The sequence below is a fragment of the Streptomyces sp. P9(2023) genome (assembly GCF_032436795.1).
GTDB lineage: Bacteria > Actinomycetota > Actinomycetes > Streptomycetales > Streptomycetaceae > Streptomyces.
Map to the genome: position 1 here is coordinate 50079 of NZ_JAUPWM010000015.1, position 22885 is coordinate 72963.

Below are 22885 nucleotides of genomic sequence, written 5' to 3' on the forward strand. Positions count from 1 at the left end.
CGGGTTCCCCGACGGGGTCCCCCGACTGAGTTGTCCACAGGTCGGGCGGCTTACCTCGGGCGGTACGGGACAATGGGCTCATGCCTTCCGTACTGCCCGATGGTGAGCCCATGCCCGAGGACGGGGCGCTGCCCGCACACGCCCTGGAAGGGGCCGGGGAGCGGCCGCTCGGGTTCTATCTGCACGTGCCGTACTGCGCCACGCGGTGCGGCTACTGCGACTTCAACACGTACACCGCGAGCGAGCTGCGCGGTGCCGGGGGCGTGCTCGCCTCCCGGGACAACTACGCGGGGCAGGTCGTCGAGGAGATACGCCTCGCCCGGAAGGTCCTCGGTGACGACCCGCGACCGGTGCGGACGGTCTTCGTCGGCGGCGGTACGCCCACGCTGCTCGCCGCCGGGGATCTCGTACGGATGCTGGGGGCGATCCGGGACGAGTTCGGGCTCGCGGACGACGCCGAGGTGACGACGGAGGCGAATCCGGAGTCGGTGGACCCGGCGTATCTGGAGGAGCTCCGGGCGGGTGGCTTCAACCGCATCTCCTTCGGGATGCAGAGCGCCCGGCAGCACGTCCTGAAGGTCCTCGACCGTACGCACACGCCGGGGCGGCCCGAGGCGTGCGTCGCGGAGGCGCGGGCGGCGGGGTTCGAGCACGTCAACCTGGACCTGATCTACGGGACGCCGGGGGAGTCCGACGACGACTGGCGGGCGTCCCTGGAAGCGGCGATCGGGGCGGGCCCGGACCACGTCAGCGCGTACGCGCTGATCGTGGAGGAGGGGACGCAGCTGGCGCGGCGGATCCGCCGGGGCGAGGTGCCGATGACGGACGACGACGTGCACGCGGACCGGTACCTGATCGCCGACTCCGTCTTCGCGGAGGCCGGCTTCGACTGGTACGAGGTGTCGAACTGGGCCACGTCGGAGGCGGGGCGGTGCCTGCACAACGAGCTGTACTGGCGTGGCGCGGACTGGTGGGGGGCGGGGCCGGGGGCACATTCGCACGTGGGGGGTGTGCGGTGGTGGAACGTGAAGCATCCGGGGGCGTATGCGGCGGCGCTGTCCTCCGGCAGGTCGCCGGGTGCGGGGCGCGAGGTGCTGTCGGCGGAGGACCGCCGCGTGGAGCGTGTGCTCTTGGAGCTTCGGCTGCGGGAGGGCGTCGAGCTGGGGCTGCTCAAGTCCGCGGGGCTTGCCGCGTCCCGGAGGGCGCTGGCGGACGGGCTCCTTGCCCCCGAGTCGTACGCCCAGGGGCGGGCCGTCCTGACCCTGCGGGGTCGGCTGCTCGCCGACGCGGTCGTCAGGGACCTGGTGGACTAAGACTTGATCCGTACGTCCCGAAGGAGGTACGGACTGCATCCGGTCGGCTGGTCCGGGCGCTCCGGCGTGGTCGCCTCGCGGCGTCCCATCCGGGGTTGCTCGGGGCCGATCCGGAATTCGGGGAGCAGAGGCACAGCCTGAGCTGCGCTGCCGCGTGATCCGTACCGGCAAGCCGGCGACGAACACGATGCGGTTGACTCCCGCGGGCGCTCTTCTACGCCCACCCCGAAGGGCCCGACCAGCCTACCGGCCGGGGCGCCGGACTCGGGGACGATTGCCCGCAACGGGGTCCGTTCCTACGGTGCCGTTACGAAGTCGATCAGTTCTTCCACGCGGCCCAGGAGCTCCGGTTCCAGGTCCTTGTACGTGTGGACCCGCGACAGGATGTGCTGCCAGGCCGCTCCCGTGTTCTTCGGCCAGCCCAGGGCGCGGCAGACGCCCGGCTTCCAGTCCTCGCCGTGGGGGATCCTCGGCCACCCCGCGATGCCGACCGACGACGGCTTCACCGCTTCCCAGACGTCGATGTACGGGTGCCCCACGATCAGCACGTCCGGGGACGTGACCTGTGCCGCGATGCGGGACTCCTTCGAGCCCGGGACCAGGTGGTCGACCAGGATTCCCAGGCGCGCGTCCGCCGCCGGGGCGAAGTCCGCGACGATCGACGGGAGGTCGTCGATGCCCTCCAGGCACTCCACCACCACGCCCTCGATCCGCAGGTCGTCCCCCCAGACCCGCTCCACCAGCTCCGCGTCGTGCCGGCCCTCCACATAGATCCGGCCCGCCCGCGCCACCCGCGCCCGCGCCCCCGGCACCGCGATCGAGCCCGAGGCCGTGCGGGTCGGACGCGTCGGCCCAGCAGAAGGGCGCGTAAGCGTCACCACCTTGCCCTCCAGGAGGAAGGCCCTCGGTTCCAGTGGGAACACCCGGTGCTTGCCGAAGCGGTCCTCCAGCGTCACCGTGCCGGCCTCGCAGCGGATCACCGCCCCGCAGAAGCCCGTCGAGACCTCCTCCACCACGAGGTCCAGCTCCGCCGGCACATCCGGCACCGGGGCGGATCGCTTCCATGGGGGCGTCAGGTCCGGGTTGTAGCTGCGCATCTGCGTGACGTTATGCGACGGCGAAGCGGCGTGCCAGTTCCTCGCGTTGGTGCCGTACGAACGCCGCGTCCACCACCGCCCCGTGCCCCGGTACGTACGTCGCCTCGTCCCCTCCCAGCGCCAGCAGTCGGTCCAGCGCCGCCGGCCACCGCCCAGGCAGCGCGTCCGGGCCCGCCTGCGGCTCGCCCGACTCCTCCACCAGGTCCCCGCAGAAGACGACCTCCCTCGGCCCCGGCACCAGGAGCGCCAGGTCGTGCGCCGTATGGCCCGGGCCCACGTTCGCGAGGAGGACCTGCCGGCCGCCCAGGTCGAGCGTCCACTCGCCGGAGACCACGTGCTGCGGCGCCACCAGCACGTCCACCGCCTCCGCCGCCGCGAACGCGTCCACCCCCTGCCGTACCGCGTCCGTCATCAGCTCGCCGCCCTCCCGGCGCAGCAACGCGTCGACGCCCACCGCGCCGAACACCTCCGCCCCCGCGAACGCCGCCGTGCCCAGGACATGATCGAAGTGCGGGTGGCTCAGTGCGATGTGTGTCACTCTTCGGCCGCCCGTAAGACCCTCGATCTGGGCCCGCAGCTCCGCCCCCTCCCGGAGCGTGGAGCCCGTGTCGTACAGCAGTACCGCCTCTTCCCCCACCACCAGGCCCACCGTGGCGTCCCAGACCGGCAGGCGGCGCCTGCCCACCCCGTCCCCCAGCCGCTCCCAGCCGAGCTCTTCCCAACCGACATTCATACCGCGACGCTAGCGCCTACCAGCCCGCCTCCTTGCCAGGAGCGATGCCCGCCGCCGTACACTGGCCGGGGGATTCCTGGCACTCGGGCAGGGCGAGTGCCAAAAGCGGAGCAACCGAAGCAACCGATACGACAGCTGGAGGTGTGCGCGATGCTCAGCGAACGCAGACTCGAGGTGCTGCGCGCCATCGTCCAGGACTATGTCGGGACGGAGGAGCCGGTCGGCTCCAAGGCGCTCACGGAGCGCCACAAGCTCGGTGTCTCGCCCGCCACCGTGCGCAACGACATGGCCGTCCTGGAGGACGAGGGCTACATCGCCCAGCCGCACACCAGCGCCGGCCGCATCCCGACCGACAAGGGCTACCGGCTCTTCGTCGACCGGCTCGCCGGCGTCAAGCCGCTGTCGACGCCCGAGCGGCGCGCGATCCACAACTTCCTCGACGGGGCCGTCGACCTCGACGACGTCGTCGGGCGCACGGTCCGGCTGCTCGCGCAGCTGACCCGCCAGGTCGCCGTCGTGCAGTACCCGTCGCTGACCCGCTCGACGGTCCGGCACGTGGAACTGCTCTCGCTGGCCCCGGCCCGGCTGATGCTCGTGCTCATCACGGACACCGGCCGGGTCGAGCAGCGCGTCATCGACTGCCCGGCGCCGTTCGGCGAGACCTCGCTGGCCGACCTGCGCGCCCGGCTCAACAGCCGGGTCGTCGGCCGCCGTTTCGCGGACGTGCCCCAGCTGGTGCAGGATCTTCCGGAGTCCTTCGAGGAGACGGAGGACCGCGGCACGGTCTCGACGGTGCTCGCGACCCTGCTCGAAACGCTGGTGGAAGAGCACGAGGAGCGGCTGATGATCGGCGGAACCGCCAATCTCACCCGCTTCGGCGACTTCCCCCTCACGATCAGGCCTGTGCTCGAAGCCCTTGAGGAGCAGGTCGTGCTCCTCAAGCTGCTCGGCGAGGCCAAGGACTCGGGCATGACCGTACGGATCGGGCACGAGAACGCCCATGAGGGCCTCACCTCCACGTCCGTCGTCGCGGTCGGCTACGGTTCGGGCGACGAGGCAGTCGCCAAACTCGGCGTGGTCGGACCGACCCGCATGGACTACCCCGGAACGATGGGAGCGGTACGCGCAGTGGCACGTTACGTCGGACAGATCCTGGCGGAGTCGTAAGTGGCCACGGACTACTACGCCGTACTCGGCGTGCGCCGCGACGCGTCCCAGGACGAGATCAAGAAGGCATTCCGGCGGCTCGCGCGCGAGCTGCACCCGGATGTGAATCCCGATCCGAAGACGCAGGAGCGGTTCAAGGAGATCAACGCCGCCTACGAGGTGTTGTCGGACCCGCAGAAGAAGCAGGTCTACGACCTCGGTGGCGACCCGCTGTCCGCGTCCGGCGGTGCGGGCGGAGCCGGCGGCTTCGGCCAGGGTGGCTTCGGGAACTTCTCGGACATCATGGACGCGTTCTTCGGTACGGCGTCGCAGCGCGGGCCGCGCTCGCGCACCCGGCGCGGCCAGGACGCGATGATCCGGCTGGAGATCGACCTCAACGAGGCCGCCTTCGGCACGACGAAGGACATCCAGGTCGACACGGCCGTCGTCTGTACGACGTGTTCGGGTGAGGGCGCCGCGCCCGGTACCTCCGCGCAGACCTGTGACATGTGTCGCGGTCGCGGTGAGGTCTCGCAGGTCACCCGGTCCTTCCTGGGCCAGGTCATGACCTCCCGCCCCTGCCCGCAGTGCCAGGGCTTCGGCACCGTCGTCCCGACCCCGTGCCCCGAGTGCGCGGGCGACGGCCGGGTCCGGTCCCGTCGTACGCTCACGGTCAAGATCCCGGCCGGTGTCGACAACGGCACCCGCATCCAGCTCGCCGGTGAGGGCGAGGTCGGCCCGGGCGGTGGCCCGGCGGGCGACCTGTACGTCGAGATCCACGAGACCCCGCACGAGACCTTCCAGCGACGGGGCGACGACCTGCACTGCACGGTCACCATCCCGATGACGGCGGGCGCGCTCGGCACGAAGGTGCCGTTGCAGACGCTGGACGGTCTGGAGGAGGTCGACATCCGCCCGGGCACCCAGTCCGGCCAGTCGATCCCGCTGCACGGTCGCGGCATCACGCACCTGCGCGGCGGCGGACGCGGCGACCTGATCGTGCACGTCGAGGTGATGACCCCGTCGAAGCTCGACCCCGAGCAGGAGCGACTGCTGCGCGAACTCGCGCAGTTGCGCGGCGAGGAGCGGCCCACGGGTCAGTTCCAGCCGGGGCAGCAGGGGTTGTTCTCGCGCCTCAAGGACGCGTTCAACGGGCGGTAGGCGCATGACTGCCGGGGGTCCGGGGGTTGCCCCCCGGGTCAACACAGTCAGCCGGGGCAGCAGGGGCTGTTCTCGCGGTTGAAGGACGCGTTCATCGGGCGGTAGGCCGAGATCGGGCACGGTTCGGACCCTAGGAAGGGGCGGCATCCGCAGTCGCGGATGCCGCCCTTCCGTATGAAACGATGCCCGCATGTCCACCGCGCTGAACGATCTCTCCCGATACCCGATCGTGCAGGCCCCCATGGCCGGTGGCGCCTCCTGCCCGCAGCTCGTCGGGGCCGTGTGCGAGGCCGGCGGGCTCGGGTTTCTCGCCGGGGGGTACAAGACCGCGGGCGGGCTGTACCAGGAGATCAAGCAGGTGCGCGGGCTGACCGGGCAGCCCTTCGGCGTCAACCTCTTCATGCCGCCGGGCGGGCAGCACGCCGACCCCGCCGCCGTCGAGGTGTACCGGCACCAGCTCGCCGGGGAGGCCACCTGGTACGAGACGGAGCTCGGGGACACCGACAGCGGGCGCGACGACGCGTACGACGCCAAGCTCGCGATCCTGCTCGAAGACCCGGTCCCCGTCGTCTCGTTCACCTTCGGCTGCCCGGACCGGGACACCTTCGACGCGTTCGCCCGCGCCGGTACGTTCACGATCGTCACCGTCACCTCCGCCGAGGAGGCCCAGGCCGCCCAGTGGGCCGGCGCCGACGCCGTCTGCGTCCAGGGCGTCGAGGCCGGCGGGCACCAGGGCACGCACCGCGACGACCCCGACGCCGCCCTCGCCGGGACCGGGCTCCTCACGCTCGTCACCCAGGTCCGGGAGGCCGTGCAGCTGCCGATCGTCGCGACCGGCGGGATCATGCGCGGCGCGCAGATCGCCGCCGTCCTGGCCGCCGGGGCCGACGCCGCCCAGCTCGGCACCGCGTTTCTGGTCTGCCCCGAGTCGGGCGCGCACGCGCTGCACAAGCAGGCCCTGACCAACCCCCTCTTCGTCCGGACCGAGCTCACCCGGGCCTTCTCCGGGCGCCCCGCGCGCGGGCTCGTCAATCGCTTCATGCGCGAGCACGGGCCGTACGCCCCCGCCGCCTACCCCGAGATCCACCACCTCACCGCGCCCCTCCGCAAGGCCGCCGCCACCGCCGGCGACGCGCAGGGCATGGCCCTGTGGGCCGGCCAGGGGCACCGGCTCGCCCGCGACCTCCCGGCCGGCCAGCTCGTCGAGGTGCTGGCCGCCGAACTCGACACCGCACTGACCGCGCAGGCCCACAGGAGCGCCTCATGACCGCACCCGTCTTCGTCGTCGAGGCCGTCCCCGGCCCCGGCACCTTCCTCCTCGACGGCCCCGAGGGCCGCCACGCGGTCGCCGTGAAGCGGCTGCGCGCGGGGGAGGAGCTCGTCCTCACGGACGGGCGGGGCAGCTGGGCGGAGTGCACCGTGCTCGGCGCCGAGGGCAAGGACCAGCTGACCGTCGAGGTCTCGGGTACGTACGAGGAGGCCGAGCCCGCGCCCCGCATCACCGTCGTCCAGGCGCTGCCCAAGGGTGACCGGGGCGAACTGGCCGTCGAGATCATGACGGAGACCGGCGTCGACGCGATCGTGCCGTGGGCCGCGTCCCGTTGCATCACCCAGTGGAAGGGCGACCGCGGCCTGAAGGCCCTTGCCAAGTGGCGGGCCACCGCGCGCGAGGCCGGGAAGCAGTCGCGGCGTACGCGCTTCCCCGAGGTCGCCGACGCGATGACCACCAAGCAGGTCGCCGCGCTCCTTGCGGGCGCCGACTTCGCCGCCGTGCTGCACGAGGACCGGGACCACCCCAGCGGCGCCCTCGCCGACGCCGAACTCCCCGCCGAGGGCGAGATCGTGCTCGTCGTCGGGCCCGAAGGGGGCGTCTCCCCGGAGGAGTTGGCGGCCTTCGAGGCGGCGGGCGCGAAGCCGTACCGACTGGGCCGCAGCGTCCTCCGTACCTCCACGGCCGGTACGGCGGCCACCGCGCTGCTCCTCGGCCGTACGGGCCGCTGGAGCTAGCCCGCGACGCCCGCCCGCTCCGGGCGGTCCTCCACCAGCGCGTCGAACAGCGGCCAGCCGTCCGTCTCGTGCAGGCCGTGGGCCGTCGGCAGGAGGTCGCGCGCCGTGGCCTCGTCGAGGAAACGGCGCACCACTCCGGGCTCGTTGAGGTTGAGGTAGCCGTCCTTGGTGTCCGCGACCTGGCCGGCGCCCATGTACGCGCCCTGCGTCACCCGGCCCGGGCCCTCCTGGAAGACCAGGCGCAGTCGGGCGTGCGGGGCGTCGGCGCGGCGCAGCGTCAGCAGTTCCCGGCAGGGCGGATGCAGATGCCCGACCGACCAGAGCCAGACCGTGCCGTCCACCACCAGCCTGCGCGGTACGCGTTCTCGTCGACTCATGGGCCCACCGTAGGACGGGAACCCGGTGGTCCGGCAACCAGGATTTCGGGAACCCGGTGGGCGCGGGCGGTGGGCCGGTTCATAGGGTGACCGCATGTCCGACGAGTCTCCCCTGATCCGTAGTCTGCGCGCCGCGGTCGCCGCCGCGCCCGAAGACGTGCCCCTGCGGCTCCACTTCGCCGAACTGCTCCTCGCCGAGGGGCGGGGCGACGAGGCCGTCACCGAGGCCGCGGTCGCGCTCCAGCACGCGCCCGGCGACGACGCGGCCCGGGCGCTGATGGTCCGCGCGATGGGACTGCCCATGGCCCCCGAAGCGCCCGCCGCGCCCCAGGACGCCCCCGCGGAAACCACCGCCCCGACCTTCGACTGGGACGCCGCCGAGCAGGAGGTCGGTGACGTCGTCGGTCCCCGCTTCGTGACCGGAGACGTCGAGCAGCCCCTCACCGCCGACGGCAGCGGCGACCCCGGCGACGCCTCCGCCTGGGACGTCGACGTCCCCGGCTCCGTACGCCTCGCCGACGTCGGCGGCATGCAGGAGGTCAAGGACCGCCTGGAGGCCGCCTTCCTCGCCCCCATGCGCAATCCCGAACTCCGCAAGCTGTACGGCAAGTCGCTCCGCGGCGGCCTGCTCCTCTACGGTCCGCCCGGCTGCGGCAAGACCTTCATCGCCCGGGCCGTCGCCGGCGAGCTCGGCGCGAGCTTCATGTCGGTCTCGCTCTCCGACGTCCTCGACATGTACATCGGTACGTCCGAGAAGAACGTCCACGACCTCTTCGAGACGGCCCGCGCCCAGGCCCCCTGCGTCGTCTTCCTCGACGAGCTGGACGCCCTCGGCGCCAAGCGTTCCCGCACGCACCACGGCGGACTGCGCAACGTCGTCAACCAGCTCCTCACCGAGCTCGACGGCATCGACGGCGCCGAGAACGAGGGCGTCTTCGTGCTCGCCGCCACCAACGTGCCCTGGGACGTGGACCTCGCATTGCGCCGCCCCGGCCGCCTCGACCGCACCCTGCTCGTCCTGCCGCCCGACGCCCCGGCGCGCGAGGCGATCCTCCACTACCACCTGCGCGAGCGGCCCATCGAATCGGTCGACCTGGGCAAACTCGTCAAGGCCACCGAGGACTTCTCCGGTGCCGACCTCGCCCATGTCTGCGAGACCGCCGCCGAGTCCGCGCTGCTCGACTCCGCCCGTACCGGCACCGTACGCATGATCGGCATGAAGGACCTGCTGGGCGCCGCCAAGCAGATCCGGCCGTCCAGCGAGTCCTGGTTCGCCTCCGCCCGCAACGTGGCGATGTTCGCCAACGACGGCGGGATGTACGACGACCTGGTCGCCTACCTGAAGAAGAAGCGCAAGCTGTGAGTGGAACGACCACGCATCCGTACGTCGAACAGGCCGACGCGCTGTACGGCATGAAGCGGTACCAAGAGGGCTTGACCCTGGTCGACCGGCGGCTCGCCGAGGCGCCCGACGACCACGAGGCGTGGACCGCGCGCGCCCGGTGCCTCTCCGGTCTCGACCGGGACCAGGAGGCGCTCGACGCCGCCGAGGAGGCGCTGAAGCTCGAACCCGAGTCGGCCGACGGCCACTTCATGCGCGGATTCGCCCTGCGCCACCTGAGCCGGCTGCCCGAGGCCGAGCTGGCGCAGCGCGAGGCGATCCGCCTCGAGCCGCACCTCTTTGGCCCGCGCACCCAGCGCGCCGAGATGCTGATCTTCATCGGGACGAAGGAGGAGGCGCTCCAGGAGGCACACGAGGCGGTACGGCGCGGCCCCGACGAGGTCTCGGTGTGGCACACCATGTACAAGGTCGCCGCGTTCAACGGCCGGAACGACCTGGTCCAGGAGTCCGTGCGGCAGCTCCTGCGCATCGACCCGACCGACAACCTCGCCGTCTCCAACGCCACCTGGCACGAGGCCAACAAGCCCGGCACGTCCGCCGAGCGGGTCGTCGACCTCTACGCCGACGCCCTCGCCGCCGTCCCCGACTCCAACTCGCTGCGCCGGGACCTCGACAAGGCCGTCTACCGGATGCTGCGCGGCACCCGCTGGCTCGCCCTGCTCTGTCTCGTCATGGCGGGCGTCACCCTCGACGTCTTCCCGACCGACGGCGAGGAGCCGAAGGAACTCCCGGTCCACCTCGGCACCCGGCTCTGGACGCTCGCGCTGATGGCGGCCGTGTGGGGGTTCGGGGCGTTGCGCCGCTACCGGCGCATGCGCACCGGCGCCCAGCTGACCGTTCGCGACCTCGTACGGCGGCTGTTCTGGCCGCGTGTGGTCCTCGGGCAGGCCGCCCTCGCCACGCTCTGCGCCCTGCTGATCATCGTCGTGCCGTGGACCGACCGCACGATCCCCCAGGTCCTGTTCTGGCTGGGGCTCGTACCGAACCTGCTGAGCATCACCCACGACCGGAACAGGGTCTGATGAGCGCGACGCTGGACAGGGCCGACGCGCTCTTCGACGTCGGACGGTACGAGCAGGCCGCCGGCCTCGTCGCCCAGCACCTGGCGACCGACCCGGACGACGCCGCCACGCTGGTCCTGCTCGCCCGCTGCCAGCACCGCCTGGGCCGGGACCGGGAGGCCCTCGACACCGTCGAACGGGCCCTGCGCACCGAACCCGACGCGCTGCCGGGCTGGTTGATGCGCACCCACATCCTGCTCGCGCTCAAACGGCACGAGGAGGCGGAGGCGTCCGCCCGGCGCTCCGTCGAACTCGCCCCCTCCTACTGGGGCAGCCACTACGCCCTCGGCACCGTCCTCGACCGTTCCGTCCGCCTGGAACGCCGGCGCGAGGCGTACGAAGCCGCCCGTACGGCCGTCGCGCTCGCCCCCGAGGAGAGCGACGCGCACTTCCTCGTCGGCCTCACCGCCCAGCGCACCGGCAATCACCGCGTCGCCCAGCAGGCCTACGAGACGGCCCTGCGCCTCGACCCGGAGAGCAGCGAGGCGCACAACAACCTCTCCCTGCTGCACCTGCGCCGCCGCTGGTTCCGGCCCGGGGCGTGGACGAGGGCCGCCGAGGGCTTCGTCGAGTCGGCGGCGCTCGACATGAACGACCGGCAGGCCCGCTACAACCTGGAGACCATGGCCTGGGGCACCGCCGCCGGCGCCCGCTGGGTGGCCCTGCTCGGCTTCTTCGCCGCGTCCCTCGGCTCGGCTCCGCTGCGGAGCGGCGCGTCGGGCGGCGAGGCCCTCGTCCCGTTCCTGATCGGCGCGGCCGTCCTCGTCGGCGGCTGGGCGGGCTGGGCGGTCTGGATCACCCGGCGCGTCCCGTCGAGGCTGCGCCGCCCGCTGCTCCTCGTGGCGCGCAGTTGCAAGCCCGTGCTCGCCATGGCCCTCGTCGTCGGCTTGCTCGGGCTCAACTCGGTGCTGGCCATGGCGCTGTGGACGGTGGACGTGTCCGCCGTCAGGGCACTCGGCTTTCCGCTCTTCTGGGCCGTGATCATCACCTACTGGGTGAGCCGCTCCGCCCTCCAGCGCCGCGCGCCGGGTTCTGAGCGGGGGCGGTGACGCGGTGGACCGCCGGGGCGGTGACACGGCCGATACGATGCCCCGTGTACTGATCACCGAGGGCGAGGAGGGCCGGGCCATGGCCGGAGAGCCGCAGAGCGACTGCCTGTTCTGCAAGATCGCGGACGGGGAGGTCCCGGCGACGATCGTGCGCGAGACGGAGACGACCCTCGCCTTCCGGGACATCAACCCGCAGGCGCCCACGCACGTGCTCGTCATCCCGCGCCTCCACTACCCGGACGCCGCCAGCCTGGCCGCCGCCGCGCCGACGGTCGCCGCCGACATGCTGCGGGAGGCCGGGGAGGTCGCCGCGCAGGAGAAGATCGACGGCACCGGCTTCCGGGTCATCTTCAACACCGGCGCGGGCGCGGGCCAGACCGTCTTCCACGCCCACGCGCACGTCCTCGGCGGCCGCGGCCTCAACTGGCCGCCCGGATAAGCCGTGTCGGTACGTGAACTCGTCGTGCTCGGGACCGCCAGCCAGGTCCCGACCCGGCACCGCAACCACAACGGCTACCTGCTGCGCTGGGACGGGCAGGGCGTCCTCTTCGACCCCGGCGAGGGCACCCAGCGCCAGATGCTGCGTGCCGGGGTCGCCGCGCACGACATCGACCGGATCTGCGTGACGCACTTCCACGGCGACCACTCGCTCGGCCTGGCGGGCGTGATCCAGCGGATCAACCTCGACCAGGTCCCGCACCCGGTCACCGCGCACTACCCGGCGAGCGGACAGCGTTTCTTCGAGCGGCTGCGGTACGCGACGGCCTACCGCGAGACGGTGAAGCTGACGGAGGCCCCGGTGGCCGCCGACGGGCCGCTCGCCGTCACCGAGGCGTTCACCCTGGACGCGTACAAGCTCTCGCACCCCGTCGAGTCGTACGGCTACCGGCTCGTCGAGCCCGACGGGCGCCGCATCCTGCCCGAGCGGCTCGCCGCGCACGGCATCAAGGGCCCGGACGTCGGCCGGATCCAGCGCGAGGGCGTCCTGGACGGCGTGACGCTGGAGTCGGTCAGCGAGGTGCGGCGCGGGCAGCGGTTCGCGTTCGTCATGGACACCCGGCTCTGCGACGGCGTGCACGCGCTCGCCGAGGGCGCCGACCTGCTCGTCATCGAGTCGACCTTCCTCGACGAGGACGTCCGGCTCGCCACCGACCACGGCCATCTGACGGCCGGCCAGGCCGCCGCCGTCGCGCGCGACGCGGGGGTGCGGCACCTCGTCCTGACCCACTTCTCGCAGCGGTACGACGACCCGGCCGTGTTCGAACGGCAGGCGCGGGCGGCCGGGTTCGAGGGTGAGCTGAGCGTCGCCAAGGACCTGATGAGGGTCCCTCTACCGAAAAGATAGATCCATGCCCCTCCCCCTCCCCAAGGCCGAACTCCACCTCCACATCGAAGGCACCCTCGAACCCGAGCTGGCCTTCGCGCTCGCCGCGCGCAACGGCGTCACGCTGCCGTACGCGGACACCGAGGCGCTGCGGGAGGCGTACCGCTTCAGCGACCTGCAGTCCTTCCTGGACCTGTACTACGGGCTGATGACCGTCCTGCGCACGGCCGAGGACTTCACCGAGCTCGCCGACGCGTACCTCGCGCGGGCGGCGGCGCAGGGCGTGCGGCACGCGGAGGTCTTCTTCGACCCGCAGGCGCACGCCGTGCGGGGGGTGCCGATGGGGACGGTCGTCGAGGGGCTGGCCGCCGCGCTCGACCGGGCGGAGGAGCGGCACGGCGTCTCGACCCGGCTGATCATGTGCTTCCTGCGCGACGAGTCCGCCGAGTCGGCGCTGGCGACGCTGGAGGCCGCGAAGCCGTATCTGGACCGGATCACGGGGGTCGGCCTGGACTCGGCGGAGGTCGGCCACCCGCCGTCGAAGTTCCGCGAGGTGTACGCGGCGGCCGACGCGCTCGGTCTGCGCAAGGTCGCCCACGCGGGCGAGGAGGGCCCGCCGGCGTACATCGTCGAGGCCCTGGACGTCCTGGGCGTGGAGCGGATCGACCACGGGCTGCGCTGCATGGAGGACCCTGCGCTGGTGTCCCGTCTGGTACGGGACCGGGTACCGCTGACGCTCTGCCCGCTGTCGAACGTACGGCTCCGGGCGGTCGACGTCCTGGCGGACCATCCGCTGGCCTCGATGCTGGCCGCCGGTCTGATGGCGACGGTCAACTCCGACGACCCGGCGTACTTCGGTGGTTACGTCGGCGACAACTTCGACGCGGTGCGGGATGCGCTGGGGGTGGAGCGGGAGCAGTTGCGGACGCTGGCCCGCAACTCGTTCGAGGCGTCCTTCCTGGAGGACGACGAGGAGCGCAGGGCGCGGTACCTCGCCGAGGTGGAGGCGTACGACTTCGACGCGGAGTAGCAGGCCTGCGCGGGCCGTGCGGGCGTGCGGGCATGCGGGCGGTGCGGGCCTGCTACGGGGTCACGACGCTGAACACCGGATAGATCTTCGGCTCCACGTCCGCGACGCCGAGGTCCCGCAGGATGGGCACGATGATCTCGCCGAACCGCCGGAAGGCCTCCTCGGACTCCCAGACGTCGGCGACGAACCAGCCTTCGGGCGTGGGGCAGGACGTGTGCGAGATCAGGCCGGGCACCGGCCAGTCCGAGGGCTTCTGGGCCGGGCCGGGGCGGCCCGTCACCTTCACCACGCTCTGCTCGTACTGGTCCTGGGTCATGCCGGGAATCTCGAAGATCGCGACGATGGCCATGGTGTCCTCCGGGGCTTCGGGAGTCGTGTCCGGCATTCAGTCGACCACCGCCGCGGCCCGCACCGCGCGTCGCTTGCGCCGCTTGGCGCAGTGCGCGGCGACGGGACGCGCCCACCCAGGACGCATGAGGCCGGCGCCCGGCCGCGCTACCCCCGGCCGCTACCCCCGGTCGCTCGGGCGGGCCAGGCGGAAGGCACGGCGGTCGGCGCGGCGGCGGGACGGCACCGAGATCTCGGTGACCTCCTGTTCCGGCGCTCCCAGCTGCGGGACCAGGCCCGTCGCCGAGGTCGTCGTGCCTGCGAGCAGCGCCGCCGGGGCGCCGCCGCGGCGGTGGATCGAGCCGGGGACCAGGGGGCGGCCGGAGGTGTGCAGGGCGACCGCCGTCATCGGGGCCGCGACCAGCAGGAGCAGGGCGCACAGGACCAGGCCCATGCCCGGGTAACCGACCGCTTCCGACAGGACGCTGCCGGTGACCGGGCCGCAGGCCACGCCCAGCGAGGACGCCGAGCCGACGAGCACCGCCCAGCGGCCGCGCGGGTCCAGGGAGGCGGCGAGGCCGAGCAGGTACGACAGGACGACCGGGTAGAAGACGTTCCAGAGGATCTCGCCGGCCGCGAACGCCGGCAGGCTCTCGGCGCCCGAACTCACCAGCACGCACACCGCGATGATCGCGGTACCGGCCCCGATCGGCGTGGCCCGGCCGAGGCGTGAGCCGAGCGCGCCGGCCGCGGTGACGCCCGCGAGCCCGGCGCCCAGCGCCACGGCGAACACGGCGCCGACGGTGACCTCGCCGAGCCCGGCCTGGGTGAGCCCGATCCGGCCGCTCACGCCCCACAGCGCGTTCTGCGCCATCGACCAGCACAGGATCGCGGCCGCGAGCACCAGTCCGGAGCGGCGGTGGGGCAGCGGGGAGGTCTCCGTCCGCGCACTCGCCGCCGGTCGGCCCGTGCCCCTCCCCAGCCCCGCTGTCAGCGGCCACACCAGCGCCGCCGTCAGCGCGATCGCCGCGAACGGCAGCGCGTGGCCGCCGCCGAGGTGCGGGAGCGTGAGGTAGAGCGCGCCGGCCGTCGCCGAGACCGTGAGCAGGCCGAGCGTCGAGGCCCGGTGCGGGTCCGGCTGGGCCGCGATGCCGGCCGCGGCCACCGCAAGAGCCGTACCGGAGCCGAAGCCGCCCAGGACCGCGCCGCCGACCACCAGCGGAACGCTCGCGGTGAGGGCCGCGGAGCCGTAGCCCAGGCACATCGCGCCGAGGCCGATCCGGGCCGCCCGGCGCGGGCCGAGCCGTTCCACGCGGGCGGCCAGCGTGAAACCGGCCGAGGCGGAGGCGAGCAGCAGGACCGAGCCGACCAGGCCCGCCTGGGCCGGGGTGAGGCCGAGTCCGGCGGAGAGTCTGCCGACGACGGTCGGGAGCAGGTACGGAGCGAGATAACCGGCCGTGAACAGGGCGACAAGAGGCCCCAGGGCACGCGGGCGCGACGACATGGGCGTTCCAGAGAACGGGAGGGAATGGGGGTCCCACCACGCCCTCAGGGCGTAGGGGGAGGGTGGAGCGCCCGGTGTTGCACGGGATCGCGGGACATGTTTTATCAAGCGAGTGAGGGCCCCGAGAAGCCCGAAGAGGAAGGAAAGCCCTATTTCATTTGTGATCTGGGTCACTATGAGGTTTGGGGCTGGATTCGGCGGGTAGTCATGGCCGATTTTTCGCCCTCCGTCATCCCTGGCACCCCGTCCCCATCAGGCACACTGGCCCATATCCGCACCATCACCGGGAGCCTGCCGTGACCACAGCAAGGGGAGACCAGCAACGCGACGCCGGGGTCGACCCGTTGGTGCGTCTGCGGGAGCCCACGGACCCCGCCTGCGACGTCTTCCTCACCGGCACGGTCTTCCTCGACATCATCTTCACCGGCCTCGACAGCGCCCCGGTGCGCGGCACCGAGTCCTGGGCCAGGGGCATGGGCTCCAGCCCAGGCGGCGTCGCCAACATGGCCACCGCCCTGGCCCGGCTCGGCCTGCGCACCTCGCTCGCCGCCGCCTTCGGGGACGACCACTACGGGGAGTACTGCTGGGACGCCCTGGAACAGGGCGAGGGCATCGACCTCTCGCTCTCCCGCACCGTGCCCGGCTGGCACTCCCCGGTCACCGTCTCCATGGCGTACGAGGGCGAGCGCACGATGGTCTCGCACGGCCACGAGGCCCCGCCCCTGGACGGCGCCCTGCCCGCCTACCCGCCGCACGCCCGGGCCGCCGTCGCCTCGCTCGTGCCCGGCCGCGCAGAGGAGTGGGTCGCCCAGGCCGCGCGGGGCGGAGCGAAGGTCTTCGCCGACGTCGGCTGGGACGACACCGGCCGCTGGGACCTCGCCGGGCTGCCCGACCTCCGGCACTGCGAGGCCTTCCTGCCCAACGCCCAGGAGGCCATGCGGTACACCCGTACCGACTGCCCGCGGGCCGCCGCAAGGGCGCTCGCCGACAAGGTCCGCTACGCCGTGGTCACCCTGGGCTCGGAGGGCGCGTACGCGGTCGACGGCGCCACCGGCGAGACCGCCGAGGTGCCCGCCATCGAGGTCTCCGCCCTCGACCCGACCGGCGCCGGGGACGTCTTCGTCGCCGGTTTCGTCACGGGGACGCTCGCGGGCTGGCCGCTCGCCGACCGGCTGGCCTTCGCCGGGCTGATCGCGGCGCTCTCCGTCCAGGAGTTCGGCGGCTCCCTCTCCGCCCCCGGCTGGGGCCAGGTCGCCGCCTGGTGGGAGCACGTCCAGGAACACGTCTGCCAGGACCCGGAGGCCCTCCGCGCCCGCTACGCCTTCCTGGAGCGCCTCCTCCCGGCCGCCACCCGCCCCTGGCCGCTGCGCCGGGCCGTCCCGACCATCGGCTTCCGCGCCGCCCCGTCGTAGGCGTGCTTCGCCTCGTAAAAGCCCTCGGCCTTGTCGGTGCCAAGTCGTAGGCTTGGTAGCCCAGAGGTTGTCGAGCAGCGAGAACCCTGCAACGGGAGGTATGTGCAGGCCACAGTGCCGGCCCATGACTCAGACACCCACAGCCCCCAACGGCGCGCCGGGCGAGACCCGCGCCTACTTCACCGTCCCCGCCAAGCATCCGATGGTGACCGTTCTCGGTTCCGGTGACGCACTCCTCCGTGTGATCGAGAAGGCGTTCCCGCAGGCCGACATCCATGTCCGGGGCAACCAGGTCAGCGCGGTGGGCGAGGCGGCCGAAGTTGCCCTCATCCAGCGCCTGTTCGACGAGATGATGCTGGTGCTCCGCACCGGACAGCCGATGACGGAGGACGCAGTGGAACGCTCGATCGCCATGCTCAGGGCGAGCGAGAACGGTCAGGCGGAGGCAGGCCAGGAGACCCCGGCCGAGGTGCTCACGCAGAACATTCTCTCCAGCCGCGGCCGCACCATCCGCCCCAAGACCCTCAACCAGAAGCGGTACGTCGACGCGATCGACAAGCACACGATCGTCTTCGGCATCGGCCCCGCGGGCACCGGCAAGACGTATCTGGCCATGGCCAAGGCGGTCCAGGCCCTGCAGTCCAAGCAGGTCACCCGGATCATCCTGACCCGGCCGGCCGTCGAGGCGGGCGAGCGGCTCGGCTTCCTGCCCGGCACGCTCTACGAGAAGATCGACCCGTACCTGCGGCCGCTGTACGACGCGCTGCACGACATGCTCGACCCCGACTCGATCCCGAAGCTGATGGCGAGCGGAACGATCGAGGTCGCGCCGCTGGCGTACATGAGGGGTAGAAGCCAACCGATCTTCACGAACGTATTGACGCCGGACGGATGGCGCGCCATCGGCGACCTCCAGGTTGGTGACCTGGTGATCGGCTCGAACGGGGAGCCGACTCCAGTCCTCGGCGTGTACCCGCAGGGCGAGAGGGATATCTACCGGGTCTCGGCCCAGGACGGTTCCTGGACTCTCTGCTGTGGCGAGCACCTCTGGACGGTCCGAACGGCCTCGGACAAGCGCCGTGATAAGCCGTGGCGGGTCCTCGAAACCCAGGACATGATCGGCAACCTGAGGGCGGCCCATGCTCGTCGGTATGAGTTGCCTCTGCTGACGGCGCCGGTGTGCTTCCCCGAGCGCGAGGTTCCGGTTGATCCGTACGCGTTGGGTCTGCTGCTGGGCGACGGCTGCATCTCGGGAAAGACCACACCATCGTTCGCCACGGCTGATCCGGAGCTCATCTCCGCGCTGGAAACGGCGCTTCCAGGTATCACGGCGAGGTCGCGAGGAGGATACAACTACCTCATCAACCGTGAGTCGGCACCGAGCGACAGCGAGGGCGGTGTCCTCACCCATCCGCTCAAGCAGGCGCTGCGCACCTTGGACCTGCTCGGGAGCAAGTCGTACTCGAAGTTCGTACCGGACGACTACCTCTACAACTCGGCCGAGGTCCGCCTCGCGGTGCTCCAGGGACTGCTCGACACCGACGGAGGCCCGGTCACTCAAACAGACCGGACGTGCCGCATTCAGTTCACGACTACGTCGATCGTGCTCCGTGACGACGTTATCGCCCTGGTCCAGTCGCTGGGCGGTGTCGCATACACGCGACGCCGGGCCGCTGCGGGACGCAAGCCTGGCAGGGTCAACGGACGTGATGTTCCCTTCAACCGCGACGCGCACATCGTCGACATCCGTCTCCCCGAGGGCATCGAGCCCTTCCGTCTCGCCCGCAAGCGTGACGCGTACCACGCGGGCGGCGGCGGCGGACGCCCGATGCGGTTCATCGACTCCATCGAGCCCGCGGGGCGCGAGGAGACCGTCTGCATCCAGGTCGCGGCCGAGGACTCGCTGTACGTCACGCAGGACTATCTGCTGACGCACAACACGCTCAACGACGCGTTCATCATCCTCGACGAGGCGCAGAACACGAACCCCGAGCAGATGAAGATGTTCCTCACCCGCCTCGGCTTCGAGTCCAAGATCGTCATCACCGGTGACGTCACCCAGGTCGACCTGCCTGGCGGTACGAAGAGCGGTCTTCGCCAGGTGCGGGACATCCTGGACGGCGTCCCGGACGTCCACTTCTCGATGCTCACCTCCCAGGATGTCGTCCGGCACAAGCTCGTCGGCCGTATCGTCGACGCGTACGAGCAGTACGACAGCCGCAACGGGAAGTAGCCACCAGCACCATGTCGATCGACGTCAACAACGAGTCCGGAACCGAGGTCGACGAGCAGGCGATCCTCGACATCGCCCGCTACGCGCTCGCGCGGATGCGCATCCACCCGCTCTCCGAGCTCTCGATCATCGTCATCGACGCGGAGGCGATGGAGCAGCTCCACATCCAGTGGATGGACCTCCCGGGCCCGACGGACGTCATGTCCTTCCCGATGGACGAGCTCCGTCCGCCGTCGAAGGACGACGAGAACGCGGAGCCCCCGCAGGGGCTCCTCGGCGACATCGTGCTCTGCCCCGAGGTCGCCACCCAGCAGGGCAAGGACGCGCCGACGCAGCACTCCATGGACGAGGAGCTCCAGCTCCTCACCGTCCACGGAGTGCTGCACCTGCTCGGCTACGACCACGAGGAGCCGGACGAGAAGGCCGAGATGTTCGGCCTCCAGGCGGCGATCGTCGACGGCTGGCGCGCGGAGAAGGGCCACACCGGCCCGTCGCCGGCGCCCACCGTCTCCTGACCCCGGAATCGGGCCCCCGATGAACGCATCGCTCATCCTCGGAGCGGTCGCGCTGGTGATCGTCGCCTGGCTGGCCGCCTGCGCCGAGGCCGGCATCGCCCGCGTCTCCAGCTTCCGCGCCGCCGAGGCCGTACGGTCCGGGCGCCGCGGCGCCGAGAAGCTGGCGCAGGTCGCCGCCGATCCCACCCGCTACCTCAACGTGGCGCTGCTCGTCCGCGTCGCCTGCGAGATGGCGGCCGGGGTCCTCGTCACGTACGCGTGCCTGGAGGAGTTCCCGGAGACCTGGGAGGCGCTGCTCGTCGCCATCGCGGTGATGGTGCTCGTCAGCTACGTCGCCGTCGGCGTCTCGCCGCGCACGATCGGCCGGCAGCACCCGCTGAACACGGCGACGGCCTCCGCGTACGTCCTGCTGCCGCTGGCCCGGATCATGGGCCCGATCCCGCAGCTGCTCATCCTGATCGGCAACGCGCTCACCCCCGGCAAGGGCTTCCGCAAGGGCCCCTTCGCCTCGGAGGCCGAGCTGCGCGCGATGGTCGACCTGGCCGAGCAGGAGTCGCTGATCGAGGACGACGAGCGCCGGATGGTGCACTCCGTCTTCGAGCTCGGCGACACGCTCGTGCGGGAAGTCATGGTGCCGCGCACCGATCTCGTCGCCATCGAGCGGTACAAGACCGTCCGTCAGGCCCTCACCCTCGCGCTCCGCTCCGGGTTCTCCCGGATCCCGGTGACGGGCGAGAACGAGGACGACGTCGTCGGCATCGTGTATCTGAAGGACCTGGTCCGCAAGACGCACATCAACCGCGACGCCGAGTCCGACCTCGTGTCGACGGCGATGCGGTCGGCCGCCTTCGTGCCGGACACCAAGAACGCGGGTGACCTGCTGCGCGAGATGCAGCAGGAGCGCAACCACGTCGCCGTCGTCATCGACGAGTACGGCGGCACGGCCGGGATCGTCACCATCGAGGACATCCTGGAGGAGATCGTCGGCGAGATCACCGACGAGTACGACCGCGAGCTGCCGCCGGTCCAGGAGCTGGGCGACGACCGCTACCGGGTCACCGCCCGCCTCGACATCGGCGACCTCGGCGAGCTCTACGGCTTCGGCCCGGACGAGTACGACGACGAGGACGTGGAGACCGTCGGCGGCCTCCTCGCCAAGGCGCTCGGCCGGGTGCCGATCGCGGGCGCGAGGGCGGCCGTGGAGCTGCCCGACGGGCGCCCGCTGCGGCTGACGGCCGAGTCCCCGGCCGGCCGCCGGAACAAGATCGTGACGGTCCTCGTGGAGCCCGTACGGGCCGACCCGGAAGGGACGACCGATGACGCCTGACCAACTGCGCGCCTTCTGCCTGGAGTTCAACGACGCGACGGAGGAGTTCCCCTTCGGGCCGGACACCGCCGTCTTCAAGGTGGCCGGGAAGATGTTCGCGCTGTCCTGGCTCGACGGCCGGCCGCTGCGGATCAACCTCAAGTGCGAACCGGAGGAAGCGGTCCGGCTCCGCGAGGAGTACCCGGCGATCGCGCCCGGCTACCACATGAACAAGCGCCACTGGAACACGGTGACCGTCGGCGGGCTCCCGGACCGCATGGTCCGGGAGCTGGTCGAGGACTCGTACGACCTGGTGGTCGCGGGCCTGCCGAAGGCGGTACGGCTCCGCCTGGACCGGCCGTAGTTCAGGCCCTCCGTCGCAGGCCGAGGGCGACCAGCAGGGCCGCCGCCACCACGATCGCCGCGTCGATCGCGAGGACCGTGCGCACCCCGTCGTACAGGCTCGGGCCGGTCGTCGCGAGGATGCCGAGCAGCGGGATGCCGACGGTGAGGGCGACCTGCTGGGTGGTCGTCACCAGGCCGGTCGCCAGGCCCTGCTCCTCGTCCGGGACACCGGAGGTGACGGTCACGCCGTACGAGATGATCGCGCCGAGGTGGCACATGCTCGCCAGCGAGACGCCGACCGTCGCGTACACCGCGCCCGACTCCGCGCCGAGGCCGAGCAGCGCCGCCACGAACACGCCCTGCCCGAGCAGGGAGAGCGCCAGTGTGCGGCGGGCGCCGATCCGGCCGATGACCTTCGAGGCCATCGATCCGGCGAGCACCGACAGGACGCCCTGCACGCCGAAGACCAGGCCGGTGGCGAACGCCGAGAGGCCCAGCGTCTCCTGGAGGTACAGGGTCAGCACGAAGATGACCGTGGACATCATCGAGAAGGTCACGAGCCCGCCCAGATTGCCGAAGGCCACCGTCCGCCGGCGCAGCATCGGCAGCGAGACGAGCGGGGACTCGTGCCGGGACTCGACCACCACGAACGCCGCGAGCAGCAGCACACCCGCCACCAGGGTCACGAGGACGTCGGTGCCGCCGAAGCCGTGCTCGGCCGCCGTCGACAGGGCGTAGATCACGGCGAGCAGGCCGCCGGTCACGGTCACCGCGCCCGGCACGTCGAGCCGCGGCCGGTCCGCGGTCCGCGACTCGCCCAGCACACCGGGTGCCAGCGGCAGCACGATCAGGCTGAACAGCGCGAGCAGCCCCATCGTCGAGCGCCAGCCCAGCGTGTCGGTCATGACCCCGCCGAGCACCATGCCGACGGTGAAACCGAGGGACATCAGCGTCCCCGAGATGCCGAGCGCCCGGGCCCGCTGCGGGCCCTCGGGGAAGGTCGTGGTCAGCAGGGACATGCCGGTCGGCACGATCGCGGCCGCCCCGAGGCCCTGGAGGGCGCGCCCGGTCAGGAACGAGGCCGGGTCCCAGGAGAAGGTCGCCAGCAGCGAGGCCGCGCCGAAGAGCACCAGGCCCCCGAGGAACAGCTTCTTGCGCCCGTACAGATCGCCGATCCGGCCGAAGAGCAGCAGGAACCCGCCGGACGGCAGAGCGAAGGCGGTCACCGCCCACTGGAGCGCGGACTGGCTCATGCCGAGGTCGGCGCCGAGGACGGGGAGCGCCACGTTCAGTACGGAGAATTCGAGCGCCACCATGAACTGGGCGGCGCACAGCACGAAGAGGACGAGCCGGGAGCGGCCGGTCAGGGCCGGCGGAGCGGGGGCCGTGGTCGGTGTCGGGGAATCGAGCGTGGTTGCCATGTCCACCACCCTCGGCGCCCGGGAACATCCGTGGGGAGCGGGAACTTATCCTGTTGGTCGCACCACCAGGCATCCAGGGGGAGGAAGCACGCCGTGGCCACAGCGGTCGAGAACGATGCTGC

General features: G+C 71.9%; 22 protein-coding genes. 16 read left to right on the plus strand and 6 right to left on the minus strand.

Going from position 1 to position 22885, the window contains the following annotated elements; genetic code table 11:
* Positions 1 to 80: 80 nt before the first annotated feature.
* Positions 81 to 1313, plus strand: a complete 1233-nt coding sequence (gene hemW / locus Q5762_RS20500) for a radical SAM family heme chaperone HemW (protein WP_315893626.1) — start codon at positions 81 to 83, stop codon at positions 1311 to 1313.
* Positions 1314 to 1609: 296 nt separating this feature from the next.
* Here the strand turns inward: hemW and Q5762_RS20505 are convergent, their stop codons facing one another.
* Together Q5762_RS20505 and Q5762_RS20510 are read right to left on the minus strand one after the other, a co-directional pair.
* Positions 1610 to 2410, minus strand: coding sequence for a DUF3097 domain-containing protein (locus tag Q5762_RS20505; RefSeq protein WP_315893627.1), 801 nt, complete (start codon positions 2408 to 2410; stop codon positions 1610 to 1612).
* Positions 2411 to 2420: 10 nt separating this feature from the next.
* Positions 2421 to 3143 carry an MBL fold metallo-hydrolase gene (locus tag Q5762_RS20510; protein ID WP_315893628.1) on the minus strand — a complete coding sequence of 241 codons (723 nt, stop codon included), beginning with the start codon at positions 3141 to 3143 and terminating at the stop codon, positions 2421 to 2423.
* Positions 3144 to 3293: 150 nt separating this feature from the next.
* On the opposite strand from Q5762_RS20510, the gene hrcA reads away from it, so the two are divergent.
* The 4 genes from hrcA to Q5762_RS20530 all read left to right on the plus strand — a co-directional run bounded on the left by hrcA (position 3294) and on the right by Q5762_RS20530 (position 7457).
* Positions 3294 to 4310, plus strand: a complete 1017-nt coding sequence (gene hrcA, locus Q5762_RS20515; RefSeq protein WP_315893629.1) for a heat-inducible transcriptional repressor HrcA — start codon at positions 3294 to 3296, stop codon at positions 4308 to 4310.
* On the plus strand, positions 4311 to 5450 hold the full coding sequence (gene dnaJ / locus Q5762_RS20520; protein ID WP_315893630.1) for a molecular chaperone DnaJ: 1140 nt from the start codon (positions 4311 to 4313) through the stop codon (positions 5448 to 5450).
* A 190-nt stretch (positions 5451 to 5640) separates the two neighbouring features.
* Positions 5641 to 6717, plus strand: coding sequence for a nitronate monooxygenase (locus tag Q5762_RS20525; RefSeq protein ID WP_315893631.1), 1077 nt, complete (start codon positions 5641 to 5643; stop codon positions 6715 to 6717).
* A complete protein-coding gene (locus Q5762_RS20530) occupies positions 6714 to 7457 on the plus strand; it encodes a 16S rRNA (uracil(1498)-N(3))-methyltransferase (RefSeq protein WP_315893632.1) in 744 nt (247 codons plus the stop codon). Before Q5762_RS20525 ends, Q5762_RS20530 begins: the two co-directional genes overlap by 4 nt.
* Here the strand turns inward: Q5762_RS20530 and Q5762_RS20535 are convergent.
* A complete protein-coding gene (locus tag Q5762_RS20535) occupies positions 7454 to 7834 on the minus strand; it encodes a hypothetical protein (RefSeq protein WP_315893633.1) in 381 nt (126 codons plus the stop codon). The genes Q5762_RS20530 and Q5762_RS20535 overlap by 4 nt on opposite strands.
* A 94-nt stretch (positions 7835 to 7928) precedes the next feature.
* Here Q5762_RS20535 and Q5762_RS20540 point away from each other — a divergent pair, with 94 nt between their 5' ends.
* The 6 genes from Q5762_RS20540 (at position 7929) to Q5762_RS20565 (ending at position 13700) form a co-directional block, all read left to right on the plus strand.
* Positions 7929 to 9197 (plus strand): tetratricopeptide repeat protein, encoded by a 1269-nt coding sequence (locus Q5762_RS20540; protein WP_315893634.1) that lies wholly within the window; start codon positions 7929 to 7931, stop codon positions 9195 to 9197.
* Entirely contained in the window at positions 9194 to 10258 is a 1065-nt protein-coding gene (locus Q5762_RS20545; RefSeq protein WP_315893635.1) for a tetratricopeptide repeat protein, read from the plus strand. Before Q5762_RS20540 ends, Q5762_RS20545 begins: the two co-directional genes overlap by 4 nt.
* Positions 10168 to 11346: a tetratricopeptide repeat protein gene (locus tag Q5762_RS20550; protein ID WP_315893636.1), complete on the plus strand. Its 1179-nt coding sequence runs from the start codon at positions 10168 to 10170 to the stop codon at positions 11344 to 11346. Before Q5762_RS20545 ends, Q5762_RS20550 begins: the two co-directional genes overlap by 91 nt.
* A 79-nt stretch (positions 11347 to 11425) precedes the next feature.
* The gene (locus Q5762_RS20555) at positions 11426 to 11785 is read left to right on the plus strand and encodes a histidine triad nucleotide-binding protein (protein ID WP_315893716.1); all 360 of its coding nucleotides are present in this window, start codon (positions 11426 to 11428) and stop codon (positions 11783 to 11785) included.
* 3 nt (positions 11786 to 11788) lie between these two features.
* Positions 11789 to 12691, plus strand: a complete 903-nt coding sequence (locus tag Q5762_RS20560) for a ribonuclease Z (protein WP_315893637.1) — start codon at positions 11789 to 11791, stop codon at positions 12689 to 12691.
* Between the two features lie 4 nt (positions 12692 to 12695).
* Complete coding sequence (locus tag Q5762_RS20565; protein ID WP_315893638.1) at positions 12696 to 13700, plus strand: adenosine deaminase; 1005 nt, start codon at positions 12696 to 12698, stop codon at positions 13698 to 13700.
* A 52-nt stretch (positions 13701 to 13752) separates the two neighbouring features.
* Here Q5762_RS20565 and Q5762_RS20570 read toward each other — a convergent pair whose 3' ends face one another.
* Together Q5762_RS20570 and Q5762_RS20575 are read right to left on the minus strand one after the other, a co-directional pair.
* Positions 13753 to 14085 carry a hypothetical protein gene (locus tag Q5762_RS20570; protein WP_315893639.1) on the minus strand — a complete coding sequence of 111 codons (333 nt, stop codon included), beginning with the start codon at positions 14083 to 14085 and terminating at the stop codon, positions 13753 to 13755.
* Positions 14086 to 14208: 123 nt separating this feature from the next.
* Positions 14209 to 15531 carry an MFS transporter gene (locus tag Q5762_RS20575; protein ID WP_315893640.1) on the minus strand — a complete coding sequence of 441 codons (1323 nt, stop codon included), beginning with the start codon at positions 15529 to 15531 and terminating at the stop codon, positions 14209 to 14211.
* Between the two features lie 296 nt (positions 15532 to 15827).
* Here Q5762_RS20575 and Q5762_RS20580 point away from each other — a divergent pair, with 296 nt between their 5' ends.
* From Q5762_RS20580 to Q5762_RS20600, 5 genes are all read left to right on the plus strand, one after another.
* A complete protein-coding gene (locus Q5762_RS20580) occupies positions 15828 to 16943 on the plus strand; it encodes a PfkB family carbohydrate kinase (protein WP_315893641.1) in 1116 nt (371 codons plus the stop codon).
* A 124-nt stretch (positions 16944 to 17067) separates the two neighbouring features.
* Positions 17068 to 19176, plus strand: a complete 2109-nt coding sequence (locus tag Q5762_RS20585) for a PhoH family protein (protein ID WP_315893642.1) — start codon at positions 17068 to 17070, stop codon at positions 19174 to 19176.
* An 11-nt stretch (positions 19177 to 19187) separates the two neighbouring features.
* Complete coding sequence (gene ybeY / locus Q5762_RS20590) at positions 19188 to 19691, plus strand: rRNA maturation RNase YbeY (protein ID WP_315893643.1); 504 nt, start codon at positions 19188 to 19190, stop codon at positions 19689 to 19691.
* Between the two features lie 19 nt (positions 19692 to 19710).
* On the plus strand, positions 19711 to 21018 hold the full coding sequence (locus Q5762_RS20595) for a hemolysin family protein (RefSeq protein WP_315893644.1): 1308 nt from the start codon (positions 19711 to 19713) through the stop codon (positions 21016 to 21018).
* Positions 21008 to 21361: an MmcQ/YjbR family DNA-binding protein gene (locus tag Q5762_RS20600; RefSeq protein WP_315893645.1), complete on the plus strand. Its 354-nt coding sequence runs from the start codon at positions 21008 to 21010 to the stop codon at positions 21359 to 21361. Before Q5762_RS20595 ends, Q5762_RS20600 begins: the two co-directional genes overlap by 11 nt.
* A gap of 1 nt (position 21362) precedes the next feature.
* Here the strand turns inward: Q5762_RS20600 and Q5762_RS20605 are convergent, their stop codons facing one another.
* Complete coding sequence (locus Q5762_RS20605) at positions 21363 to 22763, minus strand: MFS transporter (RefSeq protein ID WP_315893646.1); 1401 nt, start codon at positions 22761 to 22763, stop codon at positions 21363 to 21365.
* Positions 22764 to 22885 lie beyond the last annotated feature (122 nt).

What these genes read in the sequence shown, in the direction of transcription:
- hemW (WP_315893626.1), top strand. Translation starts at nt 81, where the DNA reads ATGCCTTCCGTACTGCCCGATGGTGAGCCCATGCCCGAGGACGGGGCG.
- Q5762_RS20505 (WP_315893627.1), bottom strand. Translation starts at nt 2,410, where the DNA reads ATGCGCAGCTACAACCCGGACCTGACGCCCCCATGGAAGCGATCCGCC.
- Q5762_RS20510 (WP_315893628.1), bottom strand. Translation starts at nt 3,143, where the DNA reads ATGAATGTCGGTTGGGAAGAGCTCGGCTGGGAGCGGCTGGGGGACGGG.
- hrcA (WP_315893629.1), top strand. Translation starts at nt 3,294, where the DNA reads ATGCTCAGCGAACGCAGACTCGAGGTGCTGCGCGCCATCGTCCAGGAC.
- Q5762_RS20525 (WP_315893631.1), top strand. Translation starts at nt 5,641, where the DNA reads ATGTCCACCGCGCTGAACGATCTCTCCCGATACCCGATCGTGCAGGCC.
- Q5762_RS20530 (WP_315893632.1), top strand. Translation starts at nt 6,714, where the DNA reads ATGACCGCACCCGTCTTCGTCGTCGAGGCCGTCCCCGGCCCCGGCACC.
- Q5762_RS20535 (WP_315893633.1), bottom strand. Translation starts at nt 7,834, where the DNA reads ATGAGTCGACGAGAACGCGTACCGCGCAGGCTGGTGGTGGACGGCACG.
- Q5762_RS20540 (WP_315893634.1), top strand. Translation starts at nt 7,929, where the DNA reads ATGTCCGACGAGTCTCCCCTGATCCGTAGTCTGCGCGCCGCGGTCGCC.
- Q5762_RS20555 (WP_315893716.1), top strand. Translation starts at nt 11,426, where the DNA reads ATGGCCGGAGAGCCGCAGAGCGACTGCCTGTTCTGCAAGATCGCGGAC.
- Q5762_RS20565 (WP_315893638.1), top strand. Translation starts at nt 12,696, where the DNA reads ATGCCCCTCCCCCTCCCCAAGGCCGAACTCCACCTCCACATCGAAGGC.
- Q5762_RS20570 (WP_315893639.1), bottom strand. Translation starts at nt 14,085, where the DNA reads ATGCCGGACACGACTCCCGAAGCCCCGGAGGACACCATGGCCATCGTC.
- Q5762_RS20575 (WP_315893640.1), bottom strand. Translation starts at nt 15,531, where the DNA reads ATGTCGTCGCGCCCGCGTGCCCTGGGGCCTCTTGTCGCCCTGTTCACG.
- Q5762_RS20585 (WP_315893642.1), top strand. Translation starts at nt 17,068, where the DNA reads ATGACTCAGACACCCACAGCCCCCAACGGCGCGCCGGGCGAGACCCGC.
- ybeY (WP_315893643.1), top strand. Translation starts at nt 19,188, where the DNA reads ATGTCGATCGACGTCAACAACGAGTCCGGAACCGAGGTCGACGAGCAG.
- Q5762_RS20595 (WP_315893644.1), top strand. Translation starts at nt 19,711, where the DNA reads ATGAACGCATCGCTCATCCTCGGAGCGGTCGCGCTGGTGATCGTCGCC.
- Q5762_RS20600 (WP_315893645.1), top strand. Translation starts at nt 21,008, where the DNA reads ATGACGCCTGACCAACTGCGCGCCTTCTGCCTGGAGTTCAACGACGCG.
- Q5762_RS20605 (WP_315893646.1), bottom strand. Translation starts at nt 22,763, where the DNA reads ATGGCAACCACGCTCGATTCCCCGACACCGACCACGGCCCCCGCTCCG.